Source organism: Acetobacteroides hydrogenigenes, assembly GCF_004340205.1.
GTDB classification, from domain to species: domain Bacteria; phylum Bacteroidota; class Bacteroidia; order Bacteroidales; family ZOR0009; genus Acetobacteroides; species Acetobacteroides hydrogenigenes.
Window position 1 is genome coordinate 1 of record NZ_SLWB01000023.1, and the last position, 18812, is coordinate 18812.

General features: G+C 51.5%; 12 protein-coding genes. 6 read left to right on the plus strand and 6 right to left on the minus strand.

Translation table 11 applies throughout. The features are described from left to right. Positions 1-162: 162 nt before the first annotated feature. Complete coding sequence (bioD, locus tag CLV25_RS15410; protein WP_131840565.1) at positions 163-843, plus strand: dethiobiotin synthase; 681 nt, start codon at positions 163-165, stop codon at positions 841-843. 37 nt (positions 844-880) lie between these two features. Here the strand turns inward: bioD and CLV25_RS15415 are convergent, their stop codons facing one another. From CLV25_RS15415 to CLV25_RS15440, 6 genes are all read right to left on the minus strand, one after another. Beyond that, positions 881-1903 (minus strand): DUF3667 domain-containing protein, encoded by a 1023-nt coding sequence (locus CLV25_RS15415; RefSeq protein WP_131840566.1) that lies wholly within the window; start codon positions 1901-1903, stop codon positions 881-883. A 120-nt stretch (positions 1904-2023) separates the two neighbouring features. After that, the gene (locus tag CLV25_RS15420; RefSeq protein WP_131840567.1) at positions 2024-3058 is read right to left on the minus strand and encodes a DUF3667 domain-containing protein; all 1035 of its coding nucleotides are present in this window, start codon (positions 3056-3058) and stop codon (positions 2024-2026) included. 9 nt (positions 3059-3067) lie between these two features. Continuing rightward, positions 3068-4054 (minus strand): DUF3667 domain-containing protein, encoded by a 987-nt coding sequence (locus CLV25_RS15425; protein WP_131840568.1) that lies wholly within the window; start codon positions 4052-4054, stop codon positions 3068-3070. Between the two features lie 500 nt (positions 4055-4554). Further along, positions 4555-6834, minus strand: a complete 2280-nt coding sequence (locus CLV25_RS15430) for a glycosyl hydrolase family 95 catalytic domain-containing protein (RefSeq protein WP_131840569.1) — start codon at positions 6832-6834, stop codon at positions 4555-4557. Between the two features lie 170 nt (positions 6835-7004). Then, positions 7005-7874, minus strand: a complete 870-nt coding sequence (gene deoC, locus CLV25_RS15435; protein WP_131840570.1) for a deoxyribose-phosphate aldolase — start codon at positions 7872-7874, stop codon at positions 7005-7007. 117 nt (positions 7875-7991) lie between these two features. Beyond that, positions 7992-9104: a hypothetical protein gene (locus CLV25_RS15440; RefSeq protein ID WP_131840571.1), complete on the minus strand. Its 1113-nt coding sequence runs from the start codon at positions 9102-9104 to the stop codon at positions 7992-7994. Positions 9105-9805: 701 nt separating this feature from the next. Between CLV25_RS15440 and CLV25_RS15445 the strand changes: the two genes are divergently transcribed. From CLV25_RS15445 to ilvD, 5 genes are all read left to right on the plus strand, one after another. Next, positions 9806-12778 (plus strand): glycosyltransferase family 117 protein, encoded by a 2973-nt coding sequence (locus CLV25_RS15445; protein ID WP_165877111.1) that lies wholly within the window; start codon positions 9806-9808, stop codon positions 12776-12778. Between the two features lie 3 nt (positions 12779-12781). After that, positions 12782-13396: a polysaccharide deacetylase family protein gene (locus CLV25_RS15450; RefSeq protein WP_131840573.1), complete on the plus strand. Its 615-nt coding sequence runs from the start codon at positions 12782-12784 to the stop codon at positions 13394-13396. Positions 13397-13696: 300 nt separating this feature from the next. Next, on the plus strand, positions 13697-14962 hold the full coding sequence (gene purD / locus CLV25_RS15455; RefSeq protein WP_131840574.1) for a phosphoribosylamine--glycine ligase: 1266 nt from the start codon (positions 13697-13699) through the stop codon (positions 14960-14962). A gap of 11 nt (positions 14963-14973) precedes the next feature. Further along, positions 14974-15969 carry a hypothetical protein gene (locus tag CLV25_RS15460; protein WP_131840575.1) on the plus strand — a complete coding sequence of 332 codons (996 nt, stop codon included), beginning with the start codon at positions 14974-14976 and terminating at the stop codon, positions 15967-15969. A 418-nt stretch (positions 15970-16387) separates the two neighbouring features. Next, positions 16388-18217: a dihydroxy-acid dehydratase gene (gene ilvD / locus CLV25_RS15465; RefSeq protein ID WP_131840576.1), complete on the plus strand. Its 1830-nt coding sequence runs from the start codon at positions 16388-16390 to the stop codon at positions 18215-18217. The last annotated feature ends 595 nt before the right edge of the window (positions 18218-18812 follow it).

Below are 18812 nucleotides of genomic sequence, written 5' to 3' on the forward strand. Positions count from 1 at the left end.
TGCTTCGCCGTGAGCCTTCTTTTGGGTTGTTACAAAAGTAGAATAAACAAAAAAAACAGCAAAATAGACTTGGAATTTATCACAGAACCTCTGTGTTTAATGTCCAGCGTCTAACATCTAAAGTCTAACATCTAAAGTCTAATATCTAACGTCTATAATCTAATGTCTAAAGTCTTTTTCATAACCGGAATAGATACCGATGCCGGCAAGAGCATGGCAACGGGAATGCTGGCAAAGTACCTGCTGGCAAAGGGGGTTAACGTAATCACCCAAAAGCTGATCCAAACAGGGTGTGTGGGCGTATCGGAGGATATCATTACCCACCGTAAGCTGATGGGGATGGAGCTACAGCCCGTGGATACCGACTATACCACCTGCCCGATAGTGTTTACCTACCCCTGCTCGCCACATCTCGCTGCCGAGATCGATAGGCGCGAGATCAACCTCGATCTTTCACGCCAATCAACCCAAAAGCTGAAGGAAGCCTACGATGTGGTACTGCTTGAAGGGGCCGGAGGTATAATGGTGCCCATCACCCGCAGCTACTACACCGTCGACTACGTGAAGGACGAGCAGCTGCCCGTAATTCTTGTTACCTCGTCGAAGCTGGGGAGCATTAACCATACGCTGCTGAGCCTTGAGGCGCTCTTTAGCCGCGGCATCGAGGTGGCGGGTATAATCTACAACAAGTACCCTGCCGGAAGTGCCGAGATTACCGCCGATTCCATCAGGGTTATCGCCGACTTCATCCACCAGCATGGAAAGAACATTCCCCTTGCCGAGATGGGCGAGGTGAAGGATGGTGAGGTGTTTGATTTTTCGGGATTGAGATTTGAGATTTGAGATTTTCTATGATCTTGCGTCTTGTGTCTTGATACTCCTAAATCAAAATCACCAGCATCGCCACGGCAAAAATGGCAATGGAGCAGATGATGAGGTAAAGGAAGAGCAGCAGAAATGCCTTAAGTACCGACTTTACGATCTTCTCGCGGTAGAAGTTGGCGAGGCTTAGCACGAAGTAGATAACGGTTGCCCAGAATAGAAGGGTGCCTATGGTGTGCTTGGCCGAGATAAGCATCTCCCAAACAAGAGAGAGCGAAATGGCAAAGTAGAGCACCACATGCTGATGCACCGACAGGATAAGGTGCCCGATGTAGAAGCGCTCTTTGCTCCGGTAAACCAGCATCAGCAGAAGGGCGAAAACGGGCATCAGGAAGAGCACCGAAAACGATAGGTAGCGTAAAAATCTTTGTAAAAGTTCCTTGCGCGAAACGCCCGTGAGGTTCTTCTTGGCATGTCGTTCCAGCGTGCTCATCGAGCTGTCGTTCTCGTTTTCGAAGATGATAACGTCGCTCTCCTTCTCCCTTTCGTCTGCCTTCACCTCCTGTTTCCCTTTAAGGATTTCATTCTTGGAGGTACGTGCGGCGCTATCGGGGGGTAATGCTGCCGTTTGGTGTTGCTGCTCGGATTTCTTCTGCTGGAGGGTATCAACCAGCGGCTTGTTATTTAGAACCTTTGCCTCCTGATCGAAGTCCTGCGTAAGCGGAACCAAAATACCGAACAGGAGGATACTGGCAAAGAAGTAGAGCTTAAAGGGGTGTACGTGGCGGGCTATGCGTCCGTTCATGTACTCGCGGGCAAGGTATCCCGGCCTAAGGAGCAGGTCGCGCATCGTATGGCCCAGCTGCTTGTCGACGGCGTAGTTGGTGTCGAGGTACGAGAGGACGGAGTCCTTAAACGGCTGGTTGGCAATAAAGGCATGCTGCCCGCACACCGAGCAGTACTGCCCGTGCAGCTCGTGACCGCAGTTCTTGCAGTGCGCGTAGGGGGGCATCGACCTAACGTAGCGCCGTTGATGGCGCTTTATCCGTATCAGCTTATATCGTAGGTAGCGCAGAATCATCGGAGCGATTGCTGGTGCCTATGCAATTTAGCATTTTGCGGCAGCACGAGCATAATTCCCCTAGTGCTTTCGACTGTTACGCTAGCTTTCTTTAAGTCATCGCTCTTTATCTTCTAATCCCTAGTTTAGAAATACCAGCGCTCCTATGGCCCCTACCGCCAATAGGGTAATAAACGAGTAGATGGATAGCAGAAGCAGCGCTTTTAGAAGAGCCTTTGCTATGCGTTGCTCGTAAAATTTGGCGATACTGATCGTTAGGTACACCATCATGGCCAGAAAGATCCAAAAGTTGGGAGATGCACTATTGGGGAAGATCATTCCCCAAATCAACGATAGCGAAAGTGCCAAGAAGAGCACCACATGCAGGTGAACCGAAAGTATTAGGTGGCCAAGGTAGTAGCGCTCCTTGTGCCGGTAGACGAGCATCAGCAGTAGGGCAAAGATAGGCATCAGGAAGAGTACGGCAAACGAGCTGTAGCTGATGGCCTTTTGGGTAAGCTCCTTTTTGGATACGCTCGTTAGGTTCCTAAATAGTATCTTTTCCCATCCCGATTTGGGTGTATAATTCTTGAATTCGTTTATGGCCGCGCTATCTAATTCGATCGTAGCCTCCTGCTTGTTGTTCGACGTTTTGACGGAATCCGGCTTAATGCTTAGGTTGCCAGTACCTATTTTGATGGTGGTATCTTGTTTCAATTCGGACTCTGCTATGTTAACCTTTACCTTTTTGAAGGTGTTTTGTGTGGTGTCGATTATGGGTTTATCGTTGATTATGTCGTTACTCTTGTTAACGCTCCACGAAAGCGGGGTTAACACCCCAAAGAGCAGAATGCTCGAAAAGAAGTAAAGCTTAAACGGATGCACATGCCGGGCTATGCGACCGTTCATGAACTCGCGGGCGAGGTAGCCTGGGCGAATGATGAGGTAACGAAGGGTATGGCCCAACTTGCTATCGAAGGCGTAGTTGGTGTCTAGATAGGTCATTATCGACTGCTTGAAGGCCTGGTTGGTTACAAAGGCCTTTTGGCCGCACACCGAACAATACTGTCCGTGAAGCTCATGCCCGCAGTTTCTGCAGTGAGTGTAGGGGGGTAGGTTCGGTTGTTGGGACTCCTTCTTTTTAACCTTTTTATGTTTGAATAAACGAAAGTTCATGTGATATCGTTAAATGAAGATGGTGAATACAGCTACCAGTACAATGGCTATGATGTTGATTATTGAGTAGAAAAATAGAAGAAACAATGACTTTATGAAGCCCTTAAAGTACCCCTGATGGTAGAACTTTGCTAAACTTACCACCAAGTAAACATACGAACCGAAGATTATCCATCCGGTAATTTGGGGCGATTTAACGAGGGCATCCCACAAAATTCCAATAGAAACAGCAATAAAGGTAAAGCTGTGTAGGTGCACTGCATGAATGAGGTGGCTTAAGTAGCGATGCTCGCGATGCCTACGCCTTAAGTACATTAGCTTGAGCAGTACGGCAAAAATGGGCATAAGGAGCAACATCGATAGGGAAAAATTGCTCATTACCATTTGCTCAACCTCTTCTGGACTCTTGTCCTTGAACTTTTTCTCTGCAATTTTAGTAATAGCTCGCTCGAAAGCTGTTTCTTTCTCGGTATCCCCATCCGTATCGAGCTTAACTTTTACCTCCTTTTTCTCGTCGTTATTTACGAGTAGTTGTTTTGTTGCCTTACCGTTTGATCGGGTGTCTGCTACGCCTTTATCCGTTTGCTCTTTCTTTACTTTTGATGCAGCTGGTTCATCCTTTTTCTCGCTGTCCGAAAGCCCCAAGGCAATACTAAAGAATAGGATGCTAGAAAAGAAGTAGAGTTTAAAAGGGTGGACGTAGCGTTCTATGCGGCCTTGCATGAATTCGCGCGTAAGAAATCCAGGTCTGAAAAATAGGAAGTAGAGCGTGAAGCCCACCCTGCGATCGAGCGCGTAGTAGGTATCGAAGTAGGTGGCTATCGATTCGCGAAGGGGCTGGTTGGTTATAATAGCTTGCTGGCCACAGGCTGCACAGTATTTTCCGTGAAGTTCCTTCCCACAGTTCTTGCAGTGGGAGTAGGGTGGCGGTGTGGCCACATAGCGGTAGCTACGTTTACGCTTGGTAAAGTGATACTTGAAAAATCGGAAGAGCATATTTTATTGTAATGTTAACGAGTGGTAAAATTAGTATTTTCTATGAATGTACTATTTCTCGGGGAGGTATATTTTCTGTGTTAGCTACATGAAAAAAAATTAGAGACCACTCGCATGACGTAGTATAAATAAGACGCTTGTGGCTAGGCGAAGTTTGGCTACGCCGAACTCAACTTCGTTTCGGTTGTGACTTCGAAATTACAAAATAAATATACTGACTTACAAACTTGTGCAGTCACGGGCTATCGAATGAAAGTAATTGACAGCCTTGCTGGTGATAGGAAACCATTAGGGCTTACGATATGCCGGGTAATGAAACGGTAGAGGATAAGCCCCTGTAAGCTACTTATAAGGGGTAAGACTGTAAGGCGTCCATTGGGAGCCTTTGTTGCAATGTGTCGTGCGCTAAATTCTGAGGTAGTGGGGGTGTGCCCCCTATAGCGCAAAAGCCGAAGTACGGCGCTGCGTGCTTCGGCTTTCTATATGGCGGTAGCGGTTCTCTACCTTGCTGTAAGAACAAGCTTCGTATTTGGTTTTGTTGGCAGGGTGATGATCTCGCCCTTGGCAGCCTTCACCGTTTTTCCGTTCAGCATAAACGATCCGCCAAACGGGTTCATCAGCTTAAGGGTAGTTCCCTTCTCCGAGGTGATGGTTACGCATTGCAGGGCGCCATCCTTCTGCTGGGCGCTTACCAGAAATGCCCCTTGGGCGCGCAGCTTCTCGAAGCGGCAATCCCTCCACGCAGCGGGTAGCGCCGGGAATATCTCGATGTAGCCACGATGGCTCTGCAGCATCATCTCCTGCAGCGACGAGGCAAAGGCGAAGTTGCCCTCTAGCGTAAACGGACGGTAGGTGAAGTCGGAGTACTGGCCGCCCTTTTGGTCGCCGTTTAGGTGGAAGCTGTTTGTGCTGCAGAAGTTGGAGGCGAACTTGCGGAGCATGTCGGCCGCCTCGTTGCCCTGATGGTTGTATGCGTAAAAGCCGCCCATCCACGAGAAGGAGTAGCCGCACCACGCGCGGGTTCCCAGCTGCCCGATCTGGGCGAGGGTGGCATCTACCATACGCTTCTGCTGCCGGCTTTGGGTAGGATCAATCACGCCTAGCGGGTGAATGCCCAGCATGTGCGAAAAGTGGCGGTGCGATCCATGTACAGGCTCGTTGGGGGCAATCAGCAGCGCGCCATTGGCATCGGCGGCAAAGTCGGGCCACTCGCTGCCGATGGTCTTCCAGCGCTGGGCATCGGCCGTATTGCCAAGTGCAAGCGCCATTTCCTCTGCAGCCTTGTAGGTCCACTTGATAAGGGCAAGGTCGAAGTTGGTTGGCTGCTTAAACCATGCGGTGATGTCGTTATCGTTGTACTCGGGGCTGGAGCTTAGCGGTAGCCTACGCTTCCCGTTCTCCTTTACCGATAGCTGGTCGAAGAAGGTGGCCGCATCCTGAATCCAGGGGTAGGCCTTCTGCTTAAGGAAATCCTTATCCATGCTGTAGCGCCACTGCAGGTAGAAGTGGTGGGCAAGCCATGCGCCAACGGTTGGCCCGAGGGAGTACTGAATCCATCCGCCCATGGGCGCTCCGGCCAGCGTGTTTACGCCGGGGGCATTTAGGCCATCCACCCCGAAGTAGCGCTTGGTGTAGCTCTTGAAGGCGGGTCGGCACTTCCACAGCCAGTCGATGAAGCACATCCCCTCGTCGAGGTGGTTGCCGCTGTAGGCCATCCAGTAGCTGAGCTGGGTGTTTAGATCGTTATGGTAGTCGCCCTTCCAGGGAGGGAGGTTGCCGTTGTCGGCAGTCCATACCGCCTGCAGGGTGATGGGTGGCGCGTTGCGGCGCGAGGCCGATCCGAACTTGTACTGCTCCATGTACCACTGCTTCTCAACGAGCGTGTCGGGTATGCTGATGGCCGACTGCGACCAGTAGCGGCTCCACCAGTTGCGGTGGCTCTGTGCCTGCTTGTCGAAGCCTACGGTTAGCGCCTGCCGGGTTAGCTGCTCGGCATTCTGCTTGGCATCGGGGATGTTGGGGTAGTGCGAGGTGATGCTCCAAGTCCCCTCCAAGGTCGATCCTTTGCGATGCCAGCGTACCGATACCTGATACTTCATGCCGCCCCATCCCTCTTGGATGTAGGTTTGCCAGCCTTCGCCCTTGGTAAGTGTTCCCTGCTTGTAGCCCAATCGAGAAAGGTTCGAGCCTTCTACAACCTGGTTGCTGGCAGTGGCGTTGCTATTAGCACTGTACTGTGGGGGAACAACTGTTGGGAAGATATCGCCTTTGAGATTTTCGAACTTAAACCAGCCAACGTTTGCCTTTGCATGCACAAAGGAGGAGAAGCGAACCCCGCTCTTCCAGCTTACGTGGGCAGTGGCAGTGGCAATGTCGAGATCGGCACTGCCTACTTCACCTAAAGATGTAATGTTGAAGGTAAGCGCTGCTCCGGGTATCTTGCTAGGGGCCGGATCGCGGTCGTAGGGAACGTCGCCCAGCTGCTGGATGCGGCTGTAGCTGCCCGCCTTTACGGCATCGACAACCATCTTAAAGTTGAGGCTATCCAGCTCTTTAACCGGACGAAGATCCCAAAGATCGGCGCGGTCGAGGCTCAGGCGGAGGTTATCCCCCTTCTGCCAAACAAGCGAGCCGAGCATGCCGTTGCCTACCGGTAGTGCTTCATCCCACCGGGTAGGAATAGCCTTGAAGTGGAGGTTGTGCTTTTGCTGCGGCTTTGCCTGGATATGTACGCTACACATACATAGTAGAGCCCCAGCTAGCAATGCTGCTTTTCTCATTGTAACGGTGTTTAGAGTTATGGTGATGTTGTTAGTCGCGATAAATGTAGGCTTCTTTAGTTGTTTGAACAATATATATTGGTAAGTTCGGGATCAGATAGATCGACAAAAAAGACCCCGCTACCTCAAACAAGAGATAGCGGGGTTTATTATTGAGCTAATGGTATGAGCTAAAAGTACTCAACCGGCTCTTCCTTGATGTCGGAGAGCAGGTTGTTGGCCAGGCGGCTTGCACCAAGACGGAAGTATTCGTTGTTGAGCCAATCCTCGCCAAGCACCGTTTTCATGATGCCGTAGTAGGTTAGGGCATCGTTGGTGGTAACCACTCCGCCAGCAGGCTTGATGCCTACCATGCGCTCTGTGCGGTCGTAGTAGTCCTTCACGGCTTGAGCCATTACGTAAACGGCCTGTGGGGTTGCGCCTACGTTGATCTTTCCGGTGGATGTTTTCACGAAGTCGGCACCAGCCTCCATGGCAATTAGCGCAGCAAGGCGGATGGACGAGTAGGTGGGTAGCGTTCCAGTTTCGAGGATCACCTTTAGGTGAGCATCACCAATGGCATCCTTAATTTGGGCTATTTCGTTGTAAACGGTTTCGTAGTCCTCTTCAAGGAATCGGCCCACCGACATTACGATGTCCACCTCATCGGCACCTTCTTCTACGGCCATTTGGCTTTCCGATAGCTTAATGTCGAGGAAGGTTTGCGAGTGGGGAAACCCGGCGGTAACGGTGGCAATCTTCACATCCTTTGCCTTAAGGTTTTTGCGAACCTCGTTGATAAGCGATGGGTAGATGCATATAGCGCCCACGTTGGGCATATAGGGAAAATCCTTTTGGAAACGGCTTACCTTTTCGGCAAGATTCTTACCCGTTTCTAGGGTATCGGTCGTGTTCAAGCTGGTTAGGTCGATGCACGAGAAACAGGTCTTTAGCGCATCGATGCTGCGTAAATCGTCAAGCTTACTTTTGAGGAGATCTACCTCATATTCAACTTCTGCGTCGTTGACGTCGAAGTCGTACTGGTCAAAAAAGTCGTCCATATAAGTTTTAAAATGCGATTGGGCTGCAAGATAGCAAAAAAGCGTAATCTGCGAAAAAGGATTTTTTATTCAACACAGAGAATCCGGAGGCACATAGGGTACAGCGTTTCTTATTCCCTACTTCACCATCCGCTCCAGCTTAAAGATGATCCCAGTTCCGTAAAAGTAGTCGAGATCGCCGTAGTTGGGCTCGTAGTAGGCACCTGCATCAAATCGGAAGAGGATGCCCGGATAGACCTCCTTATGGTAGGCTGCCGTACCGGTGTATAGGTTCTTGGTGTAATCGATATGGTCGTAATCGAAGGTGATGCTGTTGTAGATGGCATCGCCCAAAATGGTAGCAAAGCGCTTGCCGTGGAGGTAGCCTAGCTTCAGGTCAACCGACTTGGTGGCCCAGAAGAGCGTAGCTGACAACCCTCCGTTGCCGCTATTCCCCTCGAAGGGCTTAAAAGCGTAGCTGTCGTTAAACTTAATGGGCTGGAAGAGCACTCCAACCTTATCACCGTCGACGCTGTACTTGTAGGCCACCTGCAGCCCAAGGCTTAGATTGGAGAGCGTGCGCACCCTCATGGTTGGATCGTTCTTATCGTTTATCTGTCCTCCGATATGCTTAAACACGGCCTGAATAGGAATCATCACTTCCCAGCGGGTTCGATCTGGGGTAAGCTGCGCCAGAATCGAGCCTCCGGCAGTAAGCCTCTCCTGATCCTTATCCCCCTGCTTGATGTAGTTCTCCCAGCTAACCCAAGCATCGGCAAAGATGCGACTACCGTAGTAGCGCAGCTGCAGGCCGTTCTCCTGTCGGAAATCAATTTTATAGAGTGGATTATATAGAAGGTCGCTGAGCATATGTCCATCGCGGCTCTCTATGGTGCCCACCTGCACGTAGAAATTCTTAAGCGCCTCGTAGCGGGCAAAGATCACCGGGGTGGTTTCGGCAAAGGGCGTAGTACCCCAATACTTTTTTAGGTGAGCGCCTCCTCCTATCAACAGCCTATGGCCAAAGCTGGTCTGCACCGTTGGCATCAGCGAGAATCCGGGTTGGGTGTAGCCCGAGGCAAACGGCTTAAAGTACTCGTAGTTGTAGAAGTACGACGACCCATCGAGGTGGATGCCTACGCTCAGGGAGTCGGGCAGGCTCTTGGGCGATTTAGGTATCGATAGCGGCTGCGCGCTGCCCATTAGCGATAGGCCGGCGAGAGCTGACAGTATAATCGTGCGCTTTAGCATAGATTACAGCTTGTAGATTTATTGGGGTAAAAGTAGGAAGAAATCTAAAATCAAAGGCAGCTTGTGCCTTTAGACCTAACAGGTTTTCAAAACCTGTTAGGTCTTTGCTCCTCGTCTTAGGAAACGATTCCCTGACGTTAGGAAATGATTTCCCCGCATGAGGAAATGGTTTCCGAACGTTAGGAAATGGCTTCCCCGCATCAGGAAATGATTCCCTGACGTTGGGAAATGGTTTCCCCGTATCAAGAAATGATTTCCTAACATTAGGAGATGGCTTCCCCGCTTAAGGAAGAGGCTTCTGAACGTTGGGAAATGGTTTCCCCGCATTAGGAAATGATTTCTTGACGTTAGGAAATGGTTTCCTCGCATTAGGAAATGATTCCCTGACGTTGGGAAATGGTTTCCCCGTATGAAGAAATGATTTCCTAACATTAGGAGATGGCTTCCCCGATTAAGGAAGAGGCTTCCGAACGTTGAGAAATGGTTTCCCCGCATGAAGAAACTGTTTCGAACGGTTCTTTGGAGGCTTACGCGGTTCAACATCCCGTTTATCCTCATACCCAACGAGGGATTGAAGACCTAATAGGGACCCATTTTTAGCGCACAAAAGGCTTCATGTCCGAGGAATTGTCGGGATGGATAGATGTCGGTTAATCCGTAAGGCTTATCTTTGCAGGGCAACGCAACTTATCAACTTGTATATGCTTAAGAAGCCCTCTTTGGACAGAGTCCTATCCGCTTTAGCCTTTACCCTTCCGCTGGTGGTTTACCTGCTCACCCTCGAGCGCACCGTTAGCCTTTGGGACTGCGGCGAGTTTATCACCGCTGCGGCAGGCTTGCAGGTGGGCCACCCGCCTGGAGCACCGCTGTACGCCATGGTGGGGCGGCTGTTTGCCGCAATGGCCCCCAGCGCGCAGAGCGTTGCGCTTATGGTTAACGCATTTTCGGCGCTGGTTAGCGCGCTTACCATACTCTTCCTCTATAGGTCGATGGTCCTTCTTTTCGGTATCACCCTAAAGGATGAGCTCCGCATAAAATGGCTACCTCAGCTGGCTGCCTTCGCCGCCGCCATGACCTTTGCCTTTACCGACACCTTCTGGTTTTCGGCCGTGGAGGCCGAGGTGTACGGCTTCTCGTCGCTCTTTACGGCGGTATGCTTTTGGGCCACGCTCCGGTGGTACACCACCGAGGAGGGGAATATCCACTCGCGCTGGCTGATCCTTATCGCCTACCTGTGCGGGCTATCGTACGGGGTACACCTGCTCAACCTGCTCATCCTTCCAGCCATCAGCTACCTGGTGATCTCCAAGTGCTACCAGCTTACCTTTTGGAAGAAAATACTGGCTATTACGGCCAGCTCGTTGGCCGTTGGGCTGGTGCTCTACTTCTTCGTACCGTTTTTGCTGATGGTGATTTCGTCCACCGAGCTGCTGTTCGTTAACCGCATCGGGCTACCCTACAACACGGGGACGCTAACGGCCGTTGCGCTCATCTTCGGCGCCTTTGGCATTGGCATCTGGTACACGTTTAGGAAGGGATACGTAAAGGCGCTTACCTTTACGCTCAGCTTTGCGCTCTTCACCTTAGGCTTTGGCAGCTACGCGATGGTGCTCATCCGCGGTACGCAAAATCCACCGATGAACCAAAACCAGGTGGATAACATCTTCAGCCTAAAATCGTACCTCGACCGCGACCAGTACGGCGAGGCACCGCTACTCTACGGTCCTTACTACTCGGCTCCGGTAAAAAAGGTCGTGCAGGATAAGCCCATCTACGTAAAAGTAAACGGCCGCTACGAGGTAAGGGGCTATACCCAAAAGAAAAAGTACTACACCTCGAACTGCACGCTCTTTCCCCGCATGTATAGCGATAATCCTGCCCATATTGCCGATTACCGCAGCTGGGCCATGATCGCCAAGGAGGATTCGGTTACCTACAAGGAGGTGGATGGACATAAGCTGAAGGCCGTTAAGCCAACCTTCACCCAAAACCTTACCTTTTTTGCAGGCTACCAGATGTGGTGGATGTACTTCCGCTACCTGCTGTGGAACTTCTCGGGCCGACAAAACGATATCCCCGGACAGGGTAACATCCTAAACGGAAACTGGATTAGCGGCATCCCCCCACTCGACAACCTGCTGCTGGGGCCGCAGGATGCGCTGCCCGACTCGTACAAGAATAACAAAGGCCACAACCGATACTTCCTTATCCCCCTAATTTTAGGATTTTTGGGGATGTTCTACCAGTCGAAGAAGCACGAGGATGCGTTCCTGAGCACGCTGCTGCTCTTCTTCTTTACGGGGATTGCCATTGTGCTGTTTCTAAACCAGGTGCCCGGTCAGGTTCGCGAGCGCGACTACGCCTACGTGGGCTCGTTCTATGTGTTTGCCATCTGGATTGGCTACGGGTTGGTGTATCTAGCAAAGAAGTTCGAGAAGATAAAGGTTGCCTGGCTTCAAGGTGTCGTTGCGGTGGCCTTCCTTGGAGTTCCAACCTTGGTGCTCGCCCAAAACTACGACGACCACGACCGCTCGGGCCGCAGCATCGCCCTAAGCTACGCCAAGAACTTCCTGAACAGCGTTCCCACAAACTCGCTGCTAATGGTTTACGGCGATAACGACACCTTCCCGCTGTGGTACGCCCAGATGGTGGAGGGCGTACGCCAGGACGTGAAGGTGTTTAACTGCAACTACATGTTTACTACGTGGAACGCTGCCCAGCTCGCCCAAAAGACCTACACCAACAACGCCTTTAAGCTGCACGATAAGGAGCTGTACACCCTTCCCGACGAGCTGCGCTGCGCCATCTGCAAGGACTCGGCCATGCCGCCCGTGCCGCTGCACGTTGCCATGCCCCAGCTGCTATCGAAGTACCCCGACAACCGTGTCGATTCGCCGTTTAGCAGCGGACAAAGGCTGCACTACCTGCCTCAAAAGGTGATTATACTTCCCGGATTAAGATCGGCCGACTCGGCAAATATTTTCCTTACCGATAACCAGCTCCTGACAAAGGAACAGCTGGTTTACCTCGACCTCATCAGCAACAACTTCGAGACCCGAACCATCAGCTTTGCGCAAACGGTTCGGCCAAGCTCCTACAAGCTGGTAAAGGATCACCTATTTAGGGTAGGACTTAACTACCAGCTGGTAATTAGCCCCTCGGATAGCGCCCAAAAGGTGAAGCGCTGGGCTGCATTAGCCTCCTTCCGCTACCTGATGAATGGCTTTACGTACGAAAAGTTCGATAAATCGCGCTACTACGACGACTTCAGCAAGCGCTTTGTGGCTGGATACCGCATAGCTTTCATCAAAACAGCCAACGATCTTCTCGCCATAGGCGATACGGCAAAGGCTGCCGTACTAACGGATAAATGCCTAAAAGCCTTCCCTGTTGACATCATCCCACTAGGAGGTAGGCAGGTCGAGATGGTTGATCTTTTGTTTAGGCTTAAGAAAACTGCAGAGGCTCGCAAGCTTGCCAGCTACCTAATGGAGGAGAACGTGCAGCTGCTTGCCTTTATTGGCAGGTTGAATTCGTTCCAAAAGAGCTACGTCTTAAGCGAAAAAGCGTTAGCTTTGCAAAATCTGAATAGTATGGCCAAAACAGCAAGGGAGCATGGCATGGCCGATGTTGCCCAAAAGCTGGAGTTGGCCGCTGTCAAATACGACAAGTAGCCTATGTACTTTAGACCGCCGAAATTCATTACCAAGCTCTTCCCCGGCTTCATCTGGAGTTTTCCGGAAGAAACGGATTCCGTATTCCTAACCTTCGACGATGGTCCGAACCCCGAGGTAACTCCATGGGTGCTGGAGCAGCTGCGCAAGTACAACGCCAAGGCTACGTTCTTCTGCCTAGGCAAGAATGTGGAGATGTACCCCGAAACCTTCAAGATGATACTCGACGAAGGGCACGCTGTTGGCAACCACACCTACAGCCACCAAAAGGGATGGAGCATGAGCGTTGGAGGCTACATTCAGGATGTAGATTTGGCCGACACCTTCATACATTCGACGCTGCTTAGGCCTCCATACGGGCGCATAAAGCCCTCGCAGGCAAAGGTGCTTGCCGAGCGCTACAAGATTATTATGTGGGATACCCTTAGCCGCGACTACAGCCGCACGCTATCGCGCCGTGGTTGCGTAAACAACGTGATTAAGGTGCTGCGCCCCGGAGCCATCATCGTATTTCACGACTCGTTTAAGGCCGAGAAGAATCTCCGCTACGCCCTCCCTCGCGTACTCGACTACATCCAGAATGTAAAAGGGTATAGAATGAGGAGCATTGAATATTGAGAAAATTGATATCGTAGAGACGCGATAAATCGCGTCTCTTAGAGAAGATAGAATGTTTAGGCAAAGGTGTCTCAATGCACTTTTATCCCCTCCTTGGAGGGGTAGGGGTGGGTTGGGGCATTGATAGAAAATCGACATACTCTGACGAAGCGAGAATTAAATAAAGGGGATGATGTTAAACAGATTCTACCCACCCCCTGCCCTCCCGCCCAAGCGGGAGTATAAGTACCTCGAAAGAGTTTTTGTCTAACGTCTAACATCTAGTGTCTAAAATTAGCATACAACGATAAAACCTTTACGATGAGAGTTCTTTTATTGGGTTCAGGAGGAAGAGAGCATGCATTCGCCTGGAAGATCGCACAAAGTCCGAAGCTAACCAAGCTATTCATTGCCCCTGGCAATCCAGCCACCGCTGCGCTTGGCGAAAACGTAGCTATCAGCGCCACCGATTTTGAGGCCCTTAAGGATTTCAGCTTAAAGGAGCAGATTGATATGATTGTGGTTGGTCCTGAGGACCCGTTGGTAAAGGGTATCTACGACTACTTTAAGGGCAATGAGGCCACCAAGCACATCGCCATTATTGGTCCATCGAAGTTGGGCGCCGAGCTCGAGGGCAGCAAGTCGTTCTGCAAGGCCTTTATGATGCGCCACGGCGTGCCAACAGCCGCCTACCAGTCGTTTACAAAGGAGACGTTGACAGAGGCCTACCAATTCCTCGAAGGGCTCAAAGCACCATACGTGCTAAAAGCCGATGGACTAGCAGCTGGGAAGGGCGTGCTAATCATCAACGATATACAGGAGGCAAAGGACGAGCTTGCCAAGATGTTCGACGGTAAATTCGGCGCGGCCAGCAGCAAGGTTGTTATCGAGGAGTACCTTAAAGGAATCGAGTGCTCGGTATTCGTGCTTACCGATGGCAAATCGTACAAAATACTTCCCGAAGCCAAGGACTACAAGCGCATCGGCGAGGGCGATACCGGATTGAACACCGGCGGCATGGGTGCCGTTTCGCCAGTTCCATTTGCCGATGAGGTCTTCATGGAGAAGGTGCGCACCCGGATTGTGGAGCCAACCATACAGGGCTTGCAAAAGGATAGCATCACCTATAACGGCTTTATCTTTATTGGGCTGATGAACGATGGCGGCGAGCCAAACGTCATAGAGTACAACGTGCGCATGGGCGACCCCGAAACCGAGGCGGTTCTTCCCCGTTTGGATGCCGACATCCTCGACCTGTTCGATGGTGTTGCCAACGGAACGCTCGATAGCAAGTCTTTCGGCATAAAGCCCGAATCGGCCGTTACCGTGGTATGCGTATCGGGTGGCTACCCCGAAGACTACGGAAAGGGATACCCCATCAGCCTTCCGGCCCAGTCGGATAGCATCATCTTCCATGCCGGAACAGCAACCAAGGATGGCCAGCTGGTTACCTCGGGGGGACGTGTGCTTGCTGTAACCTCGTTGGGCAGCAGCAAGGAGGAGGCGTTGGCAAAATCGTACGCAACCATCGCCAACATCTCCTTCGAGAAGAAGTACTTTAGGCGCGATATCGGTCAGGATCTATAATTAGCAAAGCTATGCTGGTAAAATTTTTTCGGAGGGATACCATTCAGGTTTATGCAACCTTTATCCTCATATCCGTAGCGATATGGGTAAAGTCGCTTATGGGGGTAGGTGAGTGGGAGCCTCTTAGAACGCTTGAGTACGGAACTCCCGTTGAGCTGTTAATTAATAGGTTTGGTATTGCCAATCCAATGCTATCGTCTATTCTGGCTTTTGTAATTGCCGTTTTCGTTATTCTGATGATGCATCGGCTCAACAATCGCTACATTTTTGTGCCCCAGCGTAGCATCATACCAGCACTGCTTTTTGTCATTATCAGCTTTTCGTTTACCTCACTGCAGCATCTTTCGCCCGCACTTGTGGCAATGCCGTTTCTTATTCTTTCGCTCGATAGCATTTTTGCCTCGTACCGCAAAGACTATGCAGAGGGTGAATTCTTTCTAGCCTCATTCTTTGTTGCTCTGGCAGCCATCGCATATTTGCCATCGCTGGTTTTTATGGTGATGATTGTTTTTTCCATGTTCATTATGCGTTCGTTTAGCTGGCGCGAGTGGGTTGCTATGCTGGCAGGTGCTGTGGTGCCGCTGCTGTTTTTGGTAACGTACTACCTCTTTTTCGAGCCTAATTCGCTGGAGCTGCTAAAAACGTTTGATCCGGCGAAGATTATTGCTGCAATCCCCAAAAGGATGAATAGCTTTTTTGGCTATGGGTTTTTGGCTGTGCTTACTATTGCGGGCATTTACGCCAGCTTTTTCATGTTAAGCTGGATTGGCACTCAAAAGCTTCGTACCAATAAGATTTTCCTCGTATTCTACTCGATGATTGCCATCGGAGGTTTTGCCTACCTGATGATTCCTACCGTGTCGAAGGAGATTATGCTGGTTGTTTCGTTACCGCTAAGCTACATCTTGGGAGTTTTCTTGATTTTTACCCGCCGCACCTTTGTAGCCGATGCAATCCTGATGACGATCCTAGCGCTTACGGTGCTGCTCCAGATTTTCGCTGAGTAGTGAATCGAAAGAATTGAAAAATACACCCAAAGAAGGAATAGACAGATGTCTGTTCCTTCTTTTTTCTAATATTTCAACCCGTAAGGAGAATTTGCCCTTTCGCGGTCATTCTACTCCCCCTCCTTCAATCCCCTCATCCTTTTCAACCAAATCGAAGAAATCGCTTAGGAATTGTTATTGCTGCTGAAACGATTGGCACTACTAATTTCTATTAACGCACTTTGATTTGAATAATGAATGCCTACTTTAGCAAAATCAGCACTTAGCCAATGAATATTCACCATATCATTCTCCCTATTCTAGTGGTACGCGTCATTAAACCAATGATAGTGTGAGAACGGTATGTGCCTAAAGATAACATGAGCCTTTCTCACACTGCTGAGGGAGGCTTTTTTAGTAAATGTAAAATAGCGACCCAATGAAGATTACCCTACGAAGCGCCACATCGACCCAGGGGCGCCGCATGGCCGGAGCCCGCAGCTTGTGGCGTGCTGCCGGAATGAAGGAGGAGCAGATAGGAAAGCCTATCATTGCCATTGTTAACTCGTTTACCCAGTTTGTGCCCGGGCATACCCACCTGCACGAGGTGGGCCAAATGATGAAGCGGCTCATCGAGGAGCAGGGGTGCTACGCTGCCGAGTTCAACACCATCGCCATAGACGATGGCATTGCCATGGGGCACGATGGCATGCTCTACTCGCTCCCCTCGCGCGACATCATTGCCGATAGCGTGGAGTACATGGTTAACGCCCACAAGGCTGATGCCATGGTGTGCATCAGCAACTGCGATAAGATTACCCCCGGTATGCTAATGGCCTCCATGAGGCTCAACATCCCTACCATATTCGTGTCGGGAGGACCGATGGAGGCGGGCAAGTACAAGGATAAGAAGTACGACCTGGTTGATACCATGGTGATGGCCGCCGACGACAAGGTGGCCGACGAGGATATCGATGCCATCGAGCGATCGGCCTGCCCTACCTGCGGATCGTGCTCGGGCATGTTTACGGCTAACTCCATGAACTGCCTTAACGAGGCCATCGGGCTGGCGCTTCCCGGAAATGGCACAGTCGTGGCAACCCACATCAACCGTAAGAGGCTATTCGAGAAGGCTGCCAAGCTCATCGTCGAGAATACCTGGCGGTACTACCGCGATGGCGACGAGCGGGTACTACCCCGCAGCATCGCCACGCGCGAGGCGTTTCAGAATGCCATGGCGCTCGACATTGCCATGGGGGGCTCTACCAACACCGTGCTGCACATCCTAGCCATTGCCCACGAGGCCGAGGTTGAGTTTACCATGAGCGACATCGACGCGCTATCGCGCCGCGTGCCCGTGCTCTGCAAGGTGGCTCCCAACACGCCCAAGTACCATATAGAGGATGTGAACCGCGCCGGAGGCATCATCGGAATCCTTGGCGAGCTGGAACGTGCCGGACTGCTGCATACCGACGTTCCGCGTGCCGATGGGCTAACGCTGGGCGAGGCCATCAACCAGTTCGACATCATGCGCCCAACGGCCACCGCCGAGGCCTTCGAACTGGCAAAGAGCGCACCTGCCAGGGTGAAAAACCTGGTGATGGGGTCGCAGGATTGCACCTGGGAGCCCGATACCGACCGCGCCGAGGGGTGCATCCGCAGCGTGGAGAGCTGCTACTTCCGCGATGGCGGCTTGGGCATCCTCTTCGGGAATATCGCCAGCAAGGGCTGCGTGGTGAAGACAGCCGGGGTCGATCCCTCCATCTTCCAGTTTGCGGGGCCAGCCGTGGTGTGCGAGTCGCAGGACGAGGCGTGCGAGCTGATCCTTGGCGGACGCGTAAAGGCGGGCGACGTGGTGGTAATCCGCTACGAAGGGCCAAAGGGTGGTCCGGGCATGCAGGAGATGCTCTACCCAACATCGTACCTTAAGTCGATGGGGCTAGGCAAGGCCTGCGCGCTGATTACCGATGGCCGCTTTTCGGGGGGAACCTCGGGGCTATCCATCGGTCACGTATCGCCCGAGGCGGCAAGCGGTGGCGAGATTGCCCTTATCCGCGATGGCGATATCATCGAGATCGACATCGCCCAGCGCTCCATCAGCGTAAACATTAGCGAAGGCGAGATGATGGTCCGCCGCATCGAGGAGGAGGCCCGTGGCCGAAACGCCTTTACGCCTCGCAGCCGTAACCGAGTTGTGTCGAAGGCGCTGCGCCAGTACGCCCACTTCGTCTCCTCGGCCGACCAAGGCGCCGTACGATTGATCGACTAGAACCGCATCCTGCATATACCGTAAGCCCCTTCGAAGAGAACGCTCTTGGAGGGGCTTTTTCATGCGATGGGCTACACCCATCGTTAGTAGATTACGCCCCTTCGGGGCTGTATAATGGATAGCCCCGAAGGGGTGGAATCCGGGAGCGCGGGGTGTAGCCCATCGCGATGAATACACAGCCCCTCCATCCGTTGGCTGCACCTCACCTTGTTGGTGCAGTCAAATCGGCAACGGTCGGTTGCTCCTTACCTCATAGGTGTGCAAAATGTGAGTACCCCGGGGCTCTTCATTTTGTCGATATGCAAAATGGTGATACCTCAGGGTATCGACACTTTGCATATATGCAAATTGCTAATACCTCGGGGTACTCATAATTTGTCGTTTTGCAAAATGCAAATACCCCGAGGTAGCTGCATTTTGTAAGCTTGCAAAACTCAGTATCCTTGGGGATCTGATATTTTGCATGGCTGCAAAATAGAAGAATCCCGAGGTATCATCATTTTGTAAGGCTGCAAAGTGGAGATACCCCGATGGTTTTCCGCTCGGCAGCAATTGCCGATTGAAAAAAGTTTACAATCTTTACGTTCAGCACTAT

Bases quoted from the DNA above. Each gene is read 5' to 3' on its own strand.
- bioD (WP_131840565.1), top strand. From the start codon at position 163: ATGTCTAAAGTCTTTTTCATAACCGGAATAGATACCGATGCCGGCAAG.
- CLV25_RS15415 (WP_131840566.1), bottom strand. From the start codon at position 1,903: ATGATTCTGCGCTACCTACGATATAAGCTGATACGGATAAAGCGCCAT.
- CLV25_RS15420 (WP_131840567.1), bottom strand. From the start codon at position 3,058: ATGAACTTTCGTTTATTCAAACATAAAAAGGTTAAAAAGAAGGAGTCC.
- CLV25_RS15425 (WP_131840568.1), bottom strand. From the start codon at position 4,054: ATGCTCTTCCGATTTTTCAAGTATCACTTTACCAAGCGTAAACGTAGC.
- CLV25_RS15430 (WP_131840569.1), bottom strand. From the start codon at position 6,834: ATGAGAAAAGCAGCATTGCTAGCTGGGGCTCTACTATGTATGTGTAGC.
- deoC (WP_131840570.1), bottom strand. From the start codon at position 7,874: ATGGACGACTTTTTTGACCAGTACGACTTCGACGTCAACGACGCAGAA.
- CLV25_RS15440 (WP_131840571.1), bottom strand. From the start codon at position 9,104: ATGCTAAAGCGCACGATTATACTGTCAGCTCTCGCCGGCCTATCGCTA.
- CLV25_RS15445 (WP_165877111.1), top strand. From the start codon at position 9,806: ATGCTTAAGAAGCCCTCTTTGGACAGAGTCCTATCCGCTTTAGCCTTT.
- CLV25_RS15450 (WP_131840573.1), top strand. From the start codon at position 12,782: ATGTACTTTAGACCGCCGAAATTCATTACCAAGCTCTTCCCCGGCTTC.
- purD (WP_131840574.1), top strand. From the start codon at position 13,697: ATGAGAGTTCTTTTATTGGGTTCAGGAGGAAGAGAGCATGCATTCGCC.
- CLV25_RS15460 (WP_131840575.1), top strand. From the start codon at position 14,974: ATGCTGGTAAAATTTTTTCGGAGGGATACCATTCAGGTTTATGCAACC.
- ilvD (WP_131840576.1), top strand. From the start codon at position 16,388: ATGAAGATTACCCTACGAAGCGCCACATCGACCCAGGGGCGCCGCATG.